Source organism: Streptomyces sp. CLV115 (genome assembly GCF_038448545.1).
Classification (GTDB): domain Bacteria; phylum Actinomycetota; class Actinomycetes; order Streptomycetales; family Streptomycetaceae; genus Streptomyces; species Streptomyces sanglieri.
Genome location: NZ_JBCEWQ010000013.1, coordinates 59,096 through 74,915 on the forward strand (window position 1 = coordinate 59,096; position 15,820 = coordinate 74,915).

The 15,820-nt window shown below is 68.9% G+C and carries 19 protein-coding genes; 15 read left to right on the top strand and 4 right to left on the bottom strand.

Annotated elements, in window-relative coordinates; genetic code table 11:
* Positions 1–13: 13 nt before the first annotated feature.
* The 8 genes from recG to mutM all read left to right on the top strand — a co-directional run bounded on the left by recG (position 14) and on the right by mutM (position 7,434).
* Positions 14–2,227, top strand: a complete 2,214-nt coding sequence (gene recG / locus AADR41_RS07515; protein WP_342280576.1) for an ATP-dependent DNA helicase RecG — start codon at positions 14–16, stop codon at positions 2,225–2,227.
* A 116-nt stretch (positions 2,228–2,343) separates the two neighbouring features.
* A complete protein-coding gene (rsmD, locus tag AADR41_RS07520) occupies positions 2,344–2,928 on the top strand; it encodes a 16S rRNA (guanine(966)-N(2))-methyltransferase RsmD (RefSeq protein ID WP_342280577.1) in 585 nt (194 codons plus the stop codon).
* A gap of 26 nt (positions 2,929–2,954) precedes the next feature.
* Positions 2,955–3,434, top strand: a complete 480-nt coding sequence (gene coaD / locus AADR41_RS07525) for a pantetheine-phosphate adenylyltransferase (protein WP_342280614.1) — start codon at positions 2,955–2,957, stop codon at positions 3,432–3,434.
* A gap of 98 nt (positions 3,435–3,532) precedes the next feature.
* A complete protein-coding gene (locus AADR41_RS07530; protein ID WP_342280578.1) occupies positions 3,533–4,615 on the top strand; it encodes a cell division initiation protein in 1,083 nt (360 codons plus the stop codon).
* A 171-nt stretch (positions 4,616–4,786) separates the two neighbouring features.
* Positions 4,787–5,461 (top strand): YceD family protein, encoded by a 675-nt coding sequence (locus AADR41_RS07535; protein ID WP_342280579.1) that lies wholly within the window; start codon positions 4,787–4,789, stop codon positions 5,459–5,461.
* Positions 5,462–5,463: 2 nt separating this feature from the next.
* Positions 5,464–5,637, top strand: a complete 174-nt coding sequence (gene rpmF, locus AADR41_RS07540) for a 50S ribosomal protein L32 (protein WP_003965982.1) — start codon at positions 5,464–5,466, stop codon at positions 5,635–5,637.
* Positions 5,638–5,656: 19 nt separating this feature from the next.
* Positions 5,657–6,481: a ribonuclease III gene (rnc, locus tag AADR41_RS07545; protein WP_342280580.1), complete on the top strand. Its 825-nt coding sequence runs from the start codon at positions 5,657–5,659 to the stop codon at positions 6,479–6,481.
* Between the two features lie 92 nt (positions 6,482–6,573).
* Positions 6,574–7,434, top strand: a complete 861-nt coding sequence (gene mutM, locus AADR41_RS07550; protein ID WP_342280581.1) for a bifunctional DNA-formamidopyrimidine glycosylase/DNA-(apurinic or apyrimidinic site) lyase — start codon at positions 6,574–6,576, stop codon at positions 7,432–7,434.
* On the opposite strand, the gene AADR41_RS07555 is transcribed toward mutM, so the two are convergent.
* The 3 genes from AADR41_RS07555 to AADR41_RS07565 all read right to left on the bottom strand — a co-directional run bounded on the left by AADR41_RS07555 (position 7,431) and on the right by AADR41_RS07565 (position 9,857).
* Positions 7,431–7,823: a winged helix-turn-helix transcriptional regulator gene (locus AADR41_RS07555; RefSeq protein WP_342280582.1), complete on the bottom strand. Its 393-nt coding sequence runs from the start codon at positions 7,821–7,823 to the stop codon at positions 7,431–7,433. The genes mutM and AADR41_RS07555 overlap by 4 nt on opposite strands.
* A 700-nt stretch (positions 7,824–8,523) precedes the next feature.
* Positions 8,524–9,087, bottom strand: coding sequence for a GNAT family N-acetyltransferase (locus tag AADR41_RS07560; protein WP_342280583.1), 564 nt, complete (start codon positions 9,085–9,087; stop codon positions 8,524–8,526).
* On the bottom strand, positions 9,084–9,857 hold the full coding sequence (locus tag AADR41_RS07565) for a GntR family transcriptional regulator (protein WP_342280584.1): 774 nt from the start codon (positions 9,855–9,857) through the stop codon (positions 9,084–9,086). The genes AADR41_RS07560 and AADR41_RS07565 overlap by 4 nt, the downstream gene beginning before the upstream one ends.
* A gap of 399 nt (positions 9,858–10,256) precedes the next feature.
* Here AADR41_RS07565 and AADR41_RS07570 point away from each other — a divergent pair, with 399 nt between their 5' ends.
* From AADR41_RS07570 to AADR41_RS07590, 5 genes are read left to right on the top strand one after another with little or no spacing between them, the layout of a single operon-like run.
* A complete protein-coding gene (locus tag AADR41_RS07570) occupies positions 10,257–10,382 on the top strand; it encodes a hypothetical protein (RefSeq protein WP_342280585.1) in 126 nt (41 codons plus the stop codon).
* Complete coding sequence (locus AADR41_RS07575) at positions 10,379–10,591, top strand: hypothetical protein (RefSeq protein WP_342280586.1); 213 nt, start codon at positions 10,379–10,381, stop codon at positions 10,589–10,591. Before AADR41_RS07570 ends, AADR41_RS07575 begins: the two co-directional genes overlap by 4 nt.
* Positions 10,592–10,617: 26 nt before the next feature.
* Positions 10,618–12,021, top strand: coding sequence for a replication initiator protein RepSA (repSA, locus tag AADR41_RS07580; RefSeq protein ID WP_342280587.1), 1,404 nt, complete (start codon positions 10,618–10,620; stop codon positions 12,019–12,021).
* Positions 12,018–12,215 (top strand): helix-turn-helix transcriptional regulator, encoded by a 198-nt coding sequence (locus tag AADR41_RS07585; RefSeq protein WP_342280588.1) that lies wholly within the window; start codon positions 12,018–12,020, stop codon positions 12,213–12,215. Before repSA ends, AADR41_RS07585 begins: the two co-directional genes overlap by 4 nt.
* Positions 12,215–13,450: a tyrosine-type recombinase/integrase gene (locus tag AADR41_RS07590; protein ID WP_342280589.1), complete on the top strand. Its 1,236-nt coding sequence runs from the start codon at positions 12,215–12,217 to the stop codon at positions 13,448–13,450. The genes AADR41_RS07585 and AADR41_RS07590 overlap by 1 nt, the downstream gene beginning before the upstream one ends.
* Before the next feature lie 20 nt (positions 13,451–13,470).
* Here the strand turns inward: AADR41_RS07590 and AADR41_RS07595 are convergent, their stop codons facing one another.
* Positions 13,471–14,394: a CAP domain-containing protein gene (locus tag AADR41_RS07595; protein WP_342280590.1), complete on the bottom strand. Its 924-nt coding sequence runs from the start codon at positions 14,392–14,394 to the stop codon at positions 13,471–13,473.
* Between the two features lie 145 nt (positions 14,395–14,539).
* On the opposite strand from AADR41_RS07595, the gene AADR41_RS07600 reads away from it, so the two are divergent.
* Both AADR41_RS07600 and AADR41_RS07605 read left to right on the top strand, forming a co-directional pair.
* Positions 14,540–14,821, top strand: a complete 282-nt coding sequence (locus AADR41_RS07600; RefSeq protein ID WP_342280591.1) for an acylphosphatase — start codon at positions 14,540–14,542, stop codon at positions 14,819–14,821.
* 440 nt (positions 14,822–15,261) lie between these two features.
* Positions 15,262–15,474 carry a hypothetical protein gene (locus AADR41_RS07605; RefSeq protein ID WP_018551753.1) on the top strand — a complete coding sequence of 71 codons (213 nt, stop codon included), beginning with the start codon at positions 15,262–15,264 and terminating at the stop codon, positions 15,472–15,474.
* Positions 15,475–15,820: the final 346 nt, after the last annotated feature.

Consider the following 15,820-nt stretch of genomic DNA (forward strand, 5'->3'; position numbering starts at 1 on the left):
GGTGTGGTGTGCAATGGATCGCGTGTCTGCGTTCGATGAACCCCTCAAGAAGCTGCTCGGCGGAGCCACCGCGAAGGTGATGGCCGAACACCTGGACCTGCACACGGTCGGTGACCTGCTGCACCACTACCCGCGGCGGTACGAGGAGCGCGGCCGGCTCACGGCGCTGGCCGACCTCCCGCTGGACGAGCACGTGACGGTGGTCGCCCAGGTCGCCGACGCCCGCGTCCTGATGTTCAACAACGGCCGCGGCAAGCGCCTGGAAGTGACCCTCACCGACGGCCACGGCCGGCTCCAGCTGGTCTTCTTCGGCCACGGCGTGCACAAGCCGCACAAGGAACTGCTGCCCGGCCGCCGGGCGATGTTCGCGGGCAAGGTCTCCGTCTTCAACCGGAAGATGCAGCTCGCCCACCCCACGTACCAGCTCCTGGACGCCGAGTCCGTCGACGGGGCCGAGGCCACGGAGGCAGTGGACGCCTTCGCCGGGCGGCTGCTGCCGATCTACCCGGCCTGCAAGCAGCTCGACTCCTGGCGGATCGCCAAGGCCGTCGACACGGTGCTGCCCAGCGCACAGGAGGTCGTCGACCCGCTGCCGCCGGCCCTGCGCGAGGGGCGCGGCTTCACCCCGCTCCCGGAGGCGCTGCTGAAGGTCCACCGGCCGCAGACCAAGGCGGACATCGCGGAGGCCCGGGACCGGCTGAAGTGGGACGAGGCCTTCGTCCTCCAGGTCGCGCTGGCCCGCCGCAGGTACGCCGACACCCAGCTCCCGGCAGTGGCCCGCAGACCCACGCCCGGCGGACTGCTCGACGCCTTCGACGCCAAACTGCCCTTCACCCTCACCGAGGGCCAGCAGAAGGTCTCCCGGGAGATCTTCGACGACCTCGCGACCGAGCACCCGATGCACCGGCTGCTGCAGGGCGAAGTCGGTTCCGGCAAGACCATGGTCGCGCTGCGCGCCATGCTCGGGGTCGTCGACGCGGGCGGACAGGCCGCCATGCTCGCGCCCACCGAGGTGCTCGCCCAGCAGCACCACCGCTCGATCACCGAAATGATGGGCGAGCTGGCCGAGGGCGGCATGCTCGGCGGCTCCGAGCAGGGCACCAAGGTGGTGCTGCTCACCGGTTCGATGGGCGTCGCGGCCCGCCGCCAGGCGCTCCTCGACCTCGTCACCGGCGAGGCCGGCATCGTGATCGGCACCCATGCCCTGATCGAGGACAAGGTGCAGTTCCACGACCTGGGCCTGGTCGTCGTCGACGAACAGCACCGATTCGGGGTCGAGCAGCGCGACGCCCTCCGCTCGAAGGGCAAACAGCCGCCCCACCTGCTGGTCATGACGGCCACCCCCATTCCCCGTACGGTCGCCATGACCGTCTTCGGCGACCTGGAGACCTCCGTACTGGACCAGCTCCCGGCCGGCCGCTCGCCCATCGCCAGCCATGTCGTGCCCGCCAAGGACAAGCCCCACTTCCTCAGCCGCGCCTGGGAGCGGGTCCGGGAAGAAGTGGAGAACGGACACCAGGCGTACGTGGTCTGCCCCCGCATCGGCGACGACGAAGACGATGCGGCGGGGAAGAAGGCCAAGAAGAAGGCACCCGAGGAAGACGGCGACAAGCGCCCGCCGCTCGCCGTGCTGGAGATCGCCGAACAGCTCACCAAGGGCCCCCTGGCCGGTCTGCGCATCGAAGTGCTGCACGGCAGGATGAACCCCGACGACAAGGACGACGTGATGCGCCGCTTCGCCGCGGGCGACGTCGACGTGCTGGTCGCCACCACCGTCATCGAGGTCGGGGTCAACGTCCCCAACGCCACCGCCATGGTGATCATGGACGCCGACCGCTTCGGCGTCTCCCAGCTCCACCAGCTGCGCGGCCGGGTCGGCCGGGGCTCCGCCCCCGGGCTCTGCCTGCTGGTCAGCGAGGCCCACGAGGCCGGTCCCGCCCGCGCCCGTCTCTCCGCGGTCGCCGCCACCCTGGACGGCTTCGAGCTCTCCCGGATCGACCTGGAGCAGCGCCGCGAGGGCGATGTCCTCGGCCAGGCCCAGTCCGGGGTCCGGTCCTCGCTGCGGATGCTCACGGTCATCGACGACGAGGAGGTCATCGCCGCCGCGCGCGAGGAGGCAGTCGCGATCGTCGCCGCCGACCCGGAGCTCGCACGACTGCCGCAGCTGCGGACCGCGCTGGACGCGCTGCTCGACAAGGAGCGCGAGCAGTACCTCGACAAGGGCTGACCGGGAGGGCGGGGGGACACCGGGTGCGGGGGCCCGATCGGCCACCACGCCATATCGTGGGTGGCACGTCGCCGCGGCACCCCGCGGGCCGCCCACGAACCGAGGACCAGACACCCATGACCCGCGTGATCGCCGGCTCGGCCGGCGGACGCCGCCTGGCCGTTCCGCCCGGCACCGGCACCCGCCCCACCTCCGACCGTGCGCGCGAGGGCCTCTTCTCCACCTGGGAAGCGCTACTCGGCAGCCTGGAGGACATCCGTATCGCCGATCTGTACGCGGGCTCCGGGGCCGTCGGCCTGGAGGCGCTCTCCCGGGGCGCGGCGCACGCCCTGCTCGTCGAGGCCGACCCCAGGGCCGTCCGCACCGTCCGGGACAACGTCCGCACCCTCGGCCTGCCCGGCGCCGAGGTCCGTACCGGCAAAGCCGAACAGATCGTGACGGGACCGGCACCGGAAGACCCCTACGACGTGGTGTTCCTGGACCCGCCGTACGCCGTCACCGACGACGATCTTGGCGAGATACTGCTCACACTCCGTGCTCAGGGCTGGCTCACAGCCGATGCTCTCGTCACCGTGGAACGCAGCACCAGAGGCGGAGAATTCGGCTGGCCCGAGGGATTCGAGCCGTTGCGGGCCCGTCGCTACGGCGAAGGGACGCTTTGGTACGGTCGCGCCGCCTCTACGTGCGAAGACGCACGATGACCGGACCGGAGAGCGAGGGAATCAAGTTGCGCCGCGCCGTCTGTCCGGGGTCATTCGACCCCATCACCAATGGACACCTCGACATCATTGGCCGCGCCTCGAAGCTGTACGACGTCGTACACGTCGCGGTGATGATCAACCAGTCCAAGAAGGGCCTGTTCACGGTCGACGAGCGGATCGACCTGATCCGCCAGGTCACCACGGACTTCGGCAACGTCCAGGTGGAGTCCTTCCACGGCCTCCTGGTCGACTTCTGCAAGCAGCGCGACATCCCGGCGATCGTGAAGGGCCTGCGGGCCGTCAGCGACTTCGACTACGAGCTCCAGATGGCCCAGATGAACAACGGCCTCTCCGGCGTCGAGACCCTCTTCGTGCCGACCAATCCCACCTACAGCTTCCTGTCGTCCTCCCTGGTCAAGGAGGTCGCGACCTGGGGCGGAGACGTCTCCCACCTGCTTCCCCCGCTGGTCCACGAGGCCCTCACCGAGCGTCTCGCCCAGCAGTGAGCTGCTGACGGTCCGTCACCAGGTGTCGGACGGGCGCCGACTGGCCGTACAGTCGTCCCGTCCGTCTCCAATCGGCTGTAGAGAGTGGCGAGCACACGGTGGACGTGCAGAAGAAGCTCGACGAGATCGTCGAAACGGTCGGGAACGCCCGGTCGATGCCCATGTCGGCTTCGTGCGTGGTCAACCGCGCCGAACTGCTCGCGATGCTCGAAGAGGTGCGCGAGGCCCTGCCGGGCTCGCTCGCCCACGCCCAGGAGCTCATCGGCGGCCAGGAGCAGCTGGCCGAGCAGGCCCGCCAGGAGGCCGAGCGGATCATCGGCGCCGCCCGCGCCGAACGCACCTCGCTGATCTCCGACACCGAGATCGCCAGGCAGTCCCGCAGCGAGGCCGACCGCATTCTCGACGAGGCCCGCCGGGAGGCCGCCGAGGTGCGCGGCGACGCCGACGAGTACGTCGACAGCAAGCTCGCCAACTTCGAGGTCGTCCTCACCAAGACCATCGGCTCCGTCGACCGCGGCCGCGAGAAGCTCCTCGGCCGCGGCCGGCCCTTCGACGAGCAGGGCTACGAGGACCCGGACTTCGCCGAGGCCCCCGAGCGCAGCACCGACCCGGCCACGCTCCAGCGCCGGGCGGACGAGTACGTGGACACCAAGCTCGGCGCCTTCGAGGCGGTGCTCGCCAAGACCCTGGAGGCGGTCGGCCGCGGCCGGCAGAAGCTGCACGGCCGGGTCGCCACCGACGAGCTCGGCGCGCACGTGGCCGCCCAGGACGCGGCGGGCAACCAGACGCACATGAGCGACGAGGACCACTGGGCCGGCCTCGCCGAGATCGCCACCCCGGAGCCGCAGCCGGCGCAGCCGCAGACCCAGCCGCACTTCCCCGCCCAGGCCCAGCCGGGCTACGCGGAGACCTACGCGTACCAGGAGCAGCCGCAGCAGGACGTCTACGGGTACCAGCAGCAGCCGGACCCGTACGCCGCGGCCTATCAGCAGCAGGGCTACGACCAGTCCCAGATCCAGTCCCAGGTCCCCGTACAGGGTTACGACAACTGGCAGCAGCAGCCCGTGCAGCCCCAGCAGGCGCTCCAGCCGCAGGGCGAGAGCGCCCTCGACGAGACCAGTCTGTTCGACACCAGCATGATCGACCTGGACCAGCTCCGCCGGTACGAACAGGAGCGCTGACCGGACGGGGCCCCGGCGCCGGAGCCCCGGAGCCGGGGGCCCTGACGGCCCGGATTGGGAGCTGGGCGGCGCGTCCAGTATCCTGGCTCTTCGGTCGCGCGTATGTCCGCGATCCCAGCTGCCCGTTTCGACTCCGAATCCGGGCGGCCCTCCCCACGATGCGCGTTGCACATGATTTCGAAAGCAGGAAAAGCCCTGAACGGCCACCTCGACCACCGAAACCCCCTCGTGTTCGACACGCACGAGCTGGGCCGGCGTCCCGGTGCCCTCCAGCGGCTCTCCCGCACGGTGGACGCACCCGGTCCGCCGTCGGTCCTCGGCATCGAAGGGGTCATCGGTGTGCCGGAAGGCGCACCCGTGGAGCTGGACCTCCGCCTTGAGTCGGTCATGGAAGGGGTGCTTGTCACAGGCACCGCCCGTGCGTCGGCCGAGGGGGAGTGCGTAAGGTGTCTGGAGCCGCTGCGCCAAGAGGTCGCGGCGGACTTCCAGGAGATGTTCTCGTACCCTGACGCCGATGACCGGGGCCGCAGCAGCAAGGCGGAGCCGGCCGACGACGCCGAGGACGACGAGGACAGGCTCTTCATCGAGGACGGCCTGTTCGACCTCGAACCAGTGCTGCGTGATGCGGTGGTGCTCGCACTGCCGATGCAGCCGGTGTGCCGGGAGTCCTGTGCCGGTCTGTGTTCCGAATGCGGAATCAGGCTGGACGAGAACCCCGGTCACCACCATGATGCCGTCGACATTCGTTGGGCGGCATTGCAGGGACTCGCCGACACCGTTCAGGACGGCGAGAAGGACAACATGGGCGGCGCCGAAGCGGGCGTCGACGAGAAGCAGGAGAAGTAGCCGTGGCTGTTCCGAAGCGGAAGATGTCGCGCAGCAACACGCGCCACCGCCGGTCGCAGTGGAAGGCTGCGGTCCCCACCCTGGTTTCGTGCGAGCGTTGCCAGGAGCCGAAGCTGCAGCACATCGCGTGCCCCAGCTGCGGCACGTACAACAAGCGCCAGGTCCTCGAAGTCTGAGCGGCTGGTGAGAGGCCCGATGTCTGAGTTGTCCAACGCCAAGAAGAAGGCAGACAACGTCAACACAGCCTCGTCCCACACGCTTCTGGAAGGGCGGCTCGGGTATCGACTCGAGACCGCCCTTCTGGTGCGTGCGCTGACCCACCGTTCGTACGCATACGAGAACGGCGGTCTGCCCACCAACGAGCGACTCGAATTCCTCGGGGATTCGGTGCTCGGCCTGGTGGTCACGGACACGCTGTACCGCACCCACCCCGACCTGCCCGAAGGCCAGCTGGCCAAGTTGCGGGCCGCGGTGGTCAACTCTCGTGCGCTTGCGGAAGTGGGCCGCGGCCTCGAACTCGGCTCCTTCATCCGGCTCGGCCGCGGTGAAGAGGGCACGGGCGGCAGGGACAAGGCGTCCATCCTCGCCGACACGCTCGAAGCGGTGATCGGCGCGGTCTATCTCGACCAGGGCCTCAGTGCGGCCTCGGAGCTGGTGCACCGGCTCTTCGACCCGCTGATCGACAGGTCCTCCAACCTCGGTGCCGGCCTGGACTGGAAGACCAGTCTCCAGGAGCTCACCGCCGGCGAGAGCCTCGGAGTCCCCGAGTACATCGTCACGGAGACCGGCCCGGACCACGAGAAGACCTTTACTGCTGCTGCTCGCGTCGGTGGTGTCTCGTACGGCACCGGCACCGGCCGTAGCAAGAAGGAAGCGGAGCAGCAGGCGGCGGAGTCCGCCTGGCGCGAGATCAGCGCCGCCGCGGAGGAACGGGAGGCCGCGGCGAAGGCCGCTGCCGACGGCGGGGCCACCGACGCCCCGGCCGGCCCGGCACCGACCACGGACGCGGCTCCGGCCTGACCCCGAGTACCCCTCGGTGCCTCGTGCACCGGGGGGTTCTTCCTGTCCAGAACCGTATTGTTTTTCCAGAGCATCCCTTCAGGAGCGATACCGTGCCCGAGCTGCCCGAGGTCGAAGTCGTACGACGTGGTCTCGAACGCTGGGTCGCCGGCCGCACCGTCGGCGACGTCGAGGTGCTGCACCCGCGTGCGGTCCGCCGCCATCTCGCCGGTGGCGTGGACTTCGCGGCCCGGCTCGGAGGCGCCCGCTTCGGAACGGCGATGCGCCGCGGCAAGTACCTCTGGGTGCCGCTGGACGACGCGTCCAGCTCGCTCCTCGGCCACCTGGGGATGAGCGGCCAGCTGCTCGTACAGCCGCAGGACGCACCGGACGAGAAGCACCTGCGCGTCCGGATCCGTTTCGAGGACTCCCTCGGCACCGAGCTCCGCTTCGTCGACCAGCGGACCTTCGGCGGGCTCTCGCTCCACGAGAACACCCCCGAGGGGCTGCCCGACACCATCGCGCACATCGCCCGTGACCCGCTGGACCCGGCGTTCGACGACGCCGCCTTCCACACGGCCCTGCGACTGCGTCGCACGACCGTGAAGCGGGCCCTGCTCGACCAGTCGCTGATCAGCGGCGTCGGCAACATCTACGCGGACGAGGCGCTCTGGCGCAGCAGGCTGCACTACGACCGGCCGACCGCGACCCTCACCCGCCCCAGGTCCGCGGAGCTGCTCGGCCATGTCCGCGACGTGATGTCCGCGGCGCTCGACCAGGGCGGCACCAGCTTCGACAGCCTCTACGTCAATGTGAACGGCGAGTCCGGCTACTTCGACCGCTCGCTCGACGCCTACGGACGCGAGGACGAGCCCTGCCACCGCTGCGGCACCCCGATGCGCCGCCGCCCCTGGATGAACCGCTCCAGCTACTTCTGCCCGCGCTGCCAGCGGCCGCCGCGCACGACCGCCTAACGGCCGGGGTGCGCCTCGTCGTAGTGGGTACGGGCCGCGAGCACCTCGGGCATCCGGCCCTCGACGAGCTCGATCAGCGCCAGCAGCCGCTCGGCCACCTGCCGGCCCAGGGGTGTCAGCTCGTAGTCGACGCGCGGCGGATTGGTCGGCCGGGCCTCGCGGTGCACCAGGCCGTCCCGTTCCAGGGCCTGGAGCGTCTGGGAGAGCATCTTCTCGCTGACCCCGTCGACCCGGCGGCGGAGTTCGTTGAACCGGAAGCCGCCCTCGTACAGCGCTCCCAGCGTCAGGCTGCCCCAGCGTCCGGTGGCGTGCTCCAGCGTGGCGCGTGAGGGGCACTGTCTGGAGAACACGTCGAAGGCGAGCGCGTCCAGACGGGTGTTCTCGTCCATACCGAGCAGCGTACGCCCGCACAGCGCTCACCGCAGGATTGCGCTTTCTGCGAGTGAGCGCTGTGCGGGTGGACCGGTCAGAAGCCGAAGAAGTGACCTGCTGGGTCTTCGACCTGCGGTCATGTGAGCGATCAACGCTGTGACCTGGGATTGAGCCGTCATCGGTTGTCAGCGTTGGTCACCCCTGAGCACCCTTTCACGGCCCGGAGACGGCCCGAAGAGGGTGCTCTTTGGCTGTCCGCTCAGCATTCCCACCCACCTCATCCCACCACTCACCCCAGCTCCCATCCCGTCCGCCTCCGACCCACACACCGTGGAGCGGTCGCGGTTCAGGGCGTCAAGGTGGAGCGCGCCACTGTACGAACGACCTTGACGCCCTGGGCCGTGACTGCTCGGCTTTGCCTGGGTCGGAGGTGGTCGGGATGGGAGCACCACGACGCTCGCCACGTTCCGGCCGGCACTCGCGAACGGCGCCCCATCCATCCCGGGGTCTTTGCGCCCCCGCCGGAGGCATCGTCGTGAAGCCGCGGGCTTGGTTCTCGTCTCATGCCCCACGGGCCTACACAGCGGGCGCGCGTCGGCGGCGGCAGCGCCGAGCGGGCCGCAGGCAGGAGCGCGGGCGCAGCCAGAGCCGGGAAGCGCGCCCGGCGGAGCGGAGCGCAGCCGGGTGCCTTGATGAGGTAGAGAAACCTGTAACTGCTCAGGCGGGCAACAGTTCAGGACTGGGGGCCTCGTCGGTGAAGCCGTGCTCGGCTAGCCGGGTGGGACGCTGGGCAAGCCAGCCGGAGACTCGCGGGCCGCCATTGACGGCGCCGCCTTCGAGAACGGTCCTGACATGCTCAAAGTCTTGATCCAGGTAATACCGCTGGAGGCGTGTGTTGGTCGTCCAAGCGTCAAGGCGGAGCCACTTAGCGGAGGCTCGGTAAGCGCGATCACTCGCCCAGTCCAAGAGCCTGCCGCCAAGGTTCTGCCCCGCGTACTCCCGCGCAACAGTCAGTTTGTTGATGAACATCGAGGGCTCTCTTAGCTCTGCCTCCGACCACAACCCGTCTTCTGCCTCTGCGGTAAGAGTGATCGTTCCGGCGGTCCTCCCCCCATCCCTCAGCATGAAGACCGTCCCAGCTTCGATCGTCGCTAGCAGGCGGTCCGCCGGGTAGGGGCGGCTCCACTGGTCGCTGCCGATCTTGCCGATCCAAGATGCTGCCTCTACGCGAAAGGACAGCAGCTGTTCAAGGTCGGCCGGGGCAGCGCTCGTGATCTTCACTGGGCTTCGTTCTCGTCTCGGGCGGAAAGGTCGCCAATCTCATAGTTCATGCGGTTCAGGTCGCCCCGGAAGGTCGTGACCGTGCACCTGATGGGCCGCTCTGTCGAGTAACCCGTGCGGGTCCAGAGAAGAACAGGCACCCCGGCGCCGATCTCCAGGACGCGGGCCTCCTCCGGCGTGGGCATCCGCGTTGCAACCTCGTCGGCGTAGCCCACCTGCTCAATACCGAGACTCACGAGGTACCGCGTGGTTCCCTCTGCGATGTCGCCCGGCTCGGTCAGCCGCGGGGCCAACTGGATCAGCCAGTCCGGGTAGTGGGTCGCCTGGGTCGACCAAGGCACCTCGTCAACGAACCGATGGCAGAACCGCAGAACGGAGCGGGCTCCCGCCTCTACCTTCAGCCGGTGGGCGATGTACTCCGGGGTAGTTGTCACCTCCACGCGAAAGGTCTGATGCGGGTGGCGGCCGGCACTCGTCACATCCGTCGAATACGCGTCGCCGTTCTGGGGGAAGTTCAGATTCTCGAAACGGGAAGCGTTCAGCTCGAAGACCTCGTGCTTCTGCACCTCGTACCCAAGGCCCTGGCTGGACGAGATGAGGCCTTGGCTCACGAGCAGGTTGAGGCCTGAGCGGACCGTGTTTCGTGAGGCGTCGAAACGGGTCGCCAACTCGGCTTCCGAGGGCAGCCGCGCGCCGGGTCCGTAGGTGCCCCTGTCGATCTCTCGGCGCAGGACGTCGGCCACTTGTTGATACTTCGGCTGCTTACTCATGCCTCCATCATGACGCACTCGCTCAACTTGTTGGTACATGTTGCGGTGAATCGCTTGACGTCGATCGAGTCACACTCCAAGCTTGTACCTACAAGTTGAGCAAGAGGGTTAACCCCCTTCTTGCGTAGCAGAGAGCGGCGCCCAACCGCCAAGTCAGATCGCCGCTCTCGCCCCCATGAAGGGACTCCCATCATGCCTGCTTCTGCTGCGGTTCTGCGTCGTTCAGTGTCGGGTCGGGCCTGCCCGGTGTGCGCGGAGTCGCGTTGCGCCGATCCGGCCGAGTGCCTGGGGTACCTGACCTCTCGCCCGTGGGCGGACTGCTCGGAGTGCGCCGGGTCCGGATGGGCGGGAGAGGACGACTGCCTGTCCGTGTTCTGCCGGGCCTGCGGTGGTGCCGGGATGGAGGAGCACACCGCCCGCTCCGTCGTGCACGCCACGGTCAGCGCCCGGACGCGCGCCCGCCTCGACATCTACACCGAGCGCTTGGCCGCCCTGGTCTCCCGCCCCGTGGCGGTGGCCGCGTGAGCTTCTTCGACGACGCCTTGCACGCGGCTGAGGTGGCCGACGAGAAGCGCGCCGAGCAGATCGGCATGTGGCTCGACGACCACGACGTACGGCCCCACACTCAGTTCTTCGCCGTGGTCGATGACGCGCACTTCGCCGAGGAAGACGCCAAGGTGTGCGGGTTCTATCCGCCTCTGGGACACGGCTACCCGCGGGAGGACCACCGGTGACGGTCTTCCCCGTTGAGCCTGCGGCCGTGGCGAACAGTGCTGCGGCCGTGGGCACCGACCCGCTGACCCTGGCCGACCTCTTACGCGTCGCCAACGCCCCCGGCTTCGACCGCTGGCAGGAACAGGTGCGCCGTACCGGCGGCTGCTCCGACCCCATCCATCTGGAGGGCATGACCACCACCCGCGATACCAAGTCGGGGCAGGTGCTCTACTCCTACAGCACCCAGGGCGAACCCGGTGGCCGGTTGCGTGTGGCCTGCGGGAACCGCCGCGCTTCCCGGTGCCCCTCCTGCGCCTGGACGTATGCGGGGGACACCTTCCATCTGATCCGCGCCGGACTGACCGGCGATACGAGCAAGGGCACCCCTCTCACGGTGCGCACGCACCCCAAGGTGTTCGCGACCCTGACGGCCCCCTCGTTCGGCCCGGTCCACAACCGGCCCACCAAGGGTGTCTGCCGGTGCGGCACCGACCACCCCGAAACCTCCCCGCTCCTGGGCTCGGCCCTGAACCCGGCCGCCTACGACTACGCGGGTGCGGTGCTGTGGAACAACCACGCCGGGGACTTGTGGCGGCGCTTCACGATCTACCTGCGCCGTGAGATCGCTGCCCGCGCTGGCCTTTCTCAGAAGGCGGCTTCCGAGGTGTGCCGGGTCTCGTTCGGGAAGGTTGCGGAGTTCCAGAAGCGCGGCGCGGTCCACTTCCACGCCATCGTCCGCCTTGACGGCCCCGACGGGCCGGACACCGCACCCCCGGCCTGGGCCAGCATGACCCTGCTGACGGACGCGATCCAGGCGGCTGCCGCCCGCGTCAGCGTGTCCGTCCCGGCCTCGGGCGACCACCCGGAACGGGAACTGCGCTGGGGTGCACAGGTGGACGTCCGCCCGATCGGCGCGGACAGCGCGAACGACGACCTGACCGAACAGGCCGTGGCCTCCTACGTGGCCAAGTACGCGACCAAGGCCGCCGAGACCACCGGCACCGTCGACCGCCGCATCGGAGAGCTCGCCGAACTCGACAAGCTCACCGACCTGCCCGCCCAGGCCCGACGCTTGATCGAAGCCTGCTTCGACCTGGATGAGGCGTACCCCGACCGCAAGCTCTGGCAGTGGGCCCACATGCTCGGCTTCCGCGGCCACTTCTCCACCAAATCCCGCGCCTACTCCACCACCCTCGGCGCACTCCGACAGGTCCGCGCCGACTACCGCGCACGCCAGGAACGCCGCGAACGCGGCCTACCCGACCCCGACGACGCCCCGGAGGGCTCCACGCTGACCCTCGCCCACTGGACCTACGCCGGACACGGCCACACCCCCGGCGAATCCTGGCTCGCCGCCACCATCGCCCGCGACATCCACACCAACCGCGAAACCGCCCGCGAAGCACACGCCGAACTCGAAGCACTCGACACCACGGGGGAGTGGGGATGAAGCGACCGCTTCCTGAGCGCTTCCTGACGCCGGTCGACCTGGCTGATCTCCTCGGCGTCCCGGTCGAGACGGTCTACCAGTGGCGCCGCAAGGACACCGGGCCCCGCGGCTTCCGCGTCGGCCGGCACCTCCGCTTCGACCCCGAAGACGTCCGCGTCTGGGTCGTCTCTCTCATGGACAAGGAAGCTGCCTGATGGCCGGACACATCCAAGACCGCTGGTTCAAGACGGAGCCCGCTGCGGACGGCAAGCTGATCAAGGTCAAGACTGACCGTCACGGCGTCGGCATGCGCTACCGGGCTCGTTACGTCGGCCCCGATGGCACCGAGAAGTCGAAGAGCTTCCCGGACAAGCAGAAGCGCAGGGCTGAGACATGGCTGTCCAACATTGAGGCTGACATGTCCCGAGGCGACTACATCGCGCCCGAGGCAGGCAAGGTCACCTTCGAGCAGTACGCAACGAAGTGGATGACGACACAGATGACGGACCCCGCGACTCGTGAGTCTGTCGAGATGCGGCTACGACTGCATGTCCTCCCACACATTGGAAAGCGGCCCATTGGCTCGTTCAACCCGACGCACCTGCGCCTCTGGATGCGGATCTTGGAGGACGCGGGCCTGTCTGCCGCCTACCGGCGCGGGATTTTCGCGCACGTCTCGACGGTCTTCACGGCCGCAGTCGAGGACCGTGTCATCCGTGCGAACCCATGCAGCGCACGGTCGGTCAAGGCTCCCCGCCTCGATCCGCGCAAGGTCAAGCCATGGCCCGCTGACCGCGTCAAGGCTGTTCGCACTGCTCTGCCGGAGCGATACCGAGCCTTGGTAGACCCTGCGGCCGGATGCGGCCTTCGTCAGGGTGAGGTGTTCGGTCTCGCAGTCGAGGACGTGGATTTCCTCGGAGGCGTCGTGCACGTGGTCCGGCAAGTGAAGTTGCTCCGCAACCGGCCTGTGTTCGCTCCGCCCAAAGGGGGCAAGGAACGGGACGTCCCTCTGCCCGAGTCCATCGCCTTCGCGTTGGCCGGCCATCTGACACGCTTGCCTGCTGCGGATGTGACCTTGCCCTGGAAGACGTTGGACGGTCCACCCGTTACTGCGGCGCTGATCTTCCGGAGCCCTGAGGGCCTCTCTCTGAACCGCAACCGCTTCAACGATCGACAGTGGCGTCCTGCCCTACGCGCTGCGGGTGTGGCCACGGGGCGGGACAACGGGATGCACGCGTTGCGACACTTCTACGCCTCCGTGCTCTTGGACGCGGGGGAGAGCATCAAGGCCCTGAGCGAATACCTGGGACACCATGACCCTGGCTTCACGCTGCGGACTTACACGCACCTGATGCCGTCGAGCGAGACCCGTACGCGGGCCGCCGTTGATGCAGTCTGGGCCACCTCGGCTACCGATGACGGCCCTGAGACGGCCCAGGAAGACTCATAGGCCGCTGACCTGCGGAAATCTCAAAAGCCGAAGTCCTGGGTCCACCAGGGGCCGCCGGGGCCGCGGTGCACACCGACGCCGAGGGTCTTGTAGTCGCAGTTCAGGATGTTCGCCCGGTGGCCGTCGCTGTTCATCCAGGACTCCATCACGGCCTGGGCGTTCGCCTGGCCGCGGGCTATGTTCTCGCCGGCGAGGCCCGGTATGCCGGCCTTGGAGGCGCGGTCCCACGGGCTGCGGCCGTCGGGGTCGGTGTGGTCGAAGAAGCCGCGGGCGGCCATGTCCTCGCTGAAGTCCTGGGCGAGCGAGGCGAGCGAGGAACTGGCGGTCAGCGGGCTGCAGCCGACCTTCGCGCGCTCCTGGTTGACCAGGGCGAGCACCGCGGACTGGGCGGCGGAGTCGGCCGGGGCCGCGGCGCTGCGGGCCGCGGGAGCGGAGGTCTTCGGCGCGGCCGACGACTTCTCGGCGGCGGGAGCGCTGCTCTTCCCGGTGTCGGCCGAAGGGGCCTTCGACGACGCGGACCGGGAAGGTTCCGTCCGCTCGGTCGGCGCGGACGCCTTCGAGGAGGAAGCGGAAGACGGGGATCCGGTGGGGGACCGGGACGTGGCCGGGCCCCCGGTCCGGCCGGCGCCACGGCCGGCCGGGTCGGACGCGGTGCCGCGGTCTGCCGGGGCGGCGGAGGAGCCGCCCTGGCCCAGCAGATCCGGGGAGCCCTCGGTGCGCACCCGGTCGGAGCCGCCACCGCCCACGGTGTAGGTGTCGCCGCCGGACAGCGGGCCGGAGCTCATCGCCGCGGCTCCCACGGCCAGGGCCGCGGAGACGCCCACCAGCCCGGTACGGACCGGAGCGGTGGACCGCTTCCTGCGGTGCCCGCCCCGCCTGTGTTCCGCACCCCCCGCCTGCTCCTCGGCGGCGGCGGTTGTGGCGGAGCGTCGATGGCGTCCCATCTACCGAGCCCTTCCGACGATCTGGACGCCGCTTCCGGCGCCAACGCGTGTCACCCGTTCGAGTGAGCCCATTGCGTCGGGACTGTACGCCATGGCCCCGCGGCGGGACGTGCCCGGAGGGCAATCGGGCGGTTAGCGTTCGGGCATGAACGAAGACGTACGACTCACCGCATGGGTGCGCGGCCGAGTGCAGCAGGTCGGATTCCGCTGGTTCACCAGGGCGAACGCCCTGGAGATCGGTGGTCTCACCGGCTTCGCCCTGAATCTCGACGACGGCCGGGTGCAGGTCGTGGCCGAGGGGCGGAGCGAGAATTGCCACCGGCTGCTGGATTGGCTGCGCTCGGACGACACACCCGGCCGCGTGGACGGAGTCACTGAGATATGGGACACCCCGCGCGGCGGTTACGAGGGCTTCGCGATCCGCTGATCCGAGTCCGTTCCGGGGGTGCGAAGCCGGTCGTGTTCGGACCGTGTTCGAAGTGCGGCAAGCGGTTACCAAGCGGGGCGCTCATCTGCGTACACATGAAATGACCTGCGGAATGTCCGGGTGGTTGCCAAGATTCGGATACCGTGCCAGGCTGCGGCAGTAAGGATGATCTCCACGCCCGGCAGGGCCCCCGCAGGAGAGTCGCGCCGCATGATCGCCGAGCCGCGCGCCCCCGGGCTGCCTGCCTCTACAGGGTGTGATCGTGTTGACCGTCAAACTTTTTGGTGAGACGCTGAAATCCCCGCGCACCTTAGCTGTTTGGCAGAGCTGTTTGGCAGCAGAACAGCAGTGACTACAGAGCACTGCCGAGCACCGCGGGTGCGATTCCCTCACGACCCACACCGCATCGGTCGGTCACTCAGTGTGGAGGACCATCCATCATGGCAAAGGCGCTTCTCGGTTACGTCGGCGGTTCCGACCCGCGACTCCTCGCCGAGATGCGACGGCTCCAGCAGCGCGTCCAGGACCTGGAATCCGAGCTCGTACGGATTCAGGACGAGAACGACGCGCTGAACGCCGCCGCCCAGCACCAAGAGTCGCTGCTCGACAGCATCGACATCGACGTACCTCAGGCGGAGCCGGCGCTGACCTGACCGATGGCCCCCAGGGGCCGGTCGGGCCACACGCGTCAGCCGTCCGAGATCATCACCCGGATCGTCGCCGGATCATTGAAGATCACTGCTCTTGATCTGTCACCTTCGTGACATGTCCTTGATCCGTCATGCGCAGCTGCACCAGCAATACGCAGGTATCACCGCTCAGGCCCGACAGGGCCCGGGCGTAACACCGCACAAGATTTACCAAGGGGCGCTTCGGCGTCCCTTCTTTCTTTTCCCGTTCGGATCCCCGGATCTTCCGGATCCCATTTCCGCGGAAGCTGTGCGGGACCCGCCCCCGGCGTACACCCCTTCCCTTACCGTCTGATGTGCCCTGCACCTT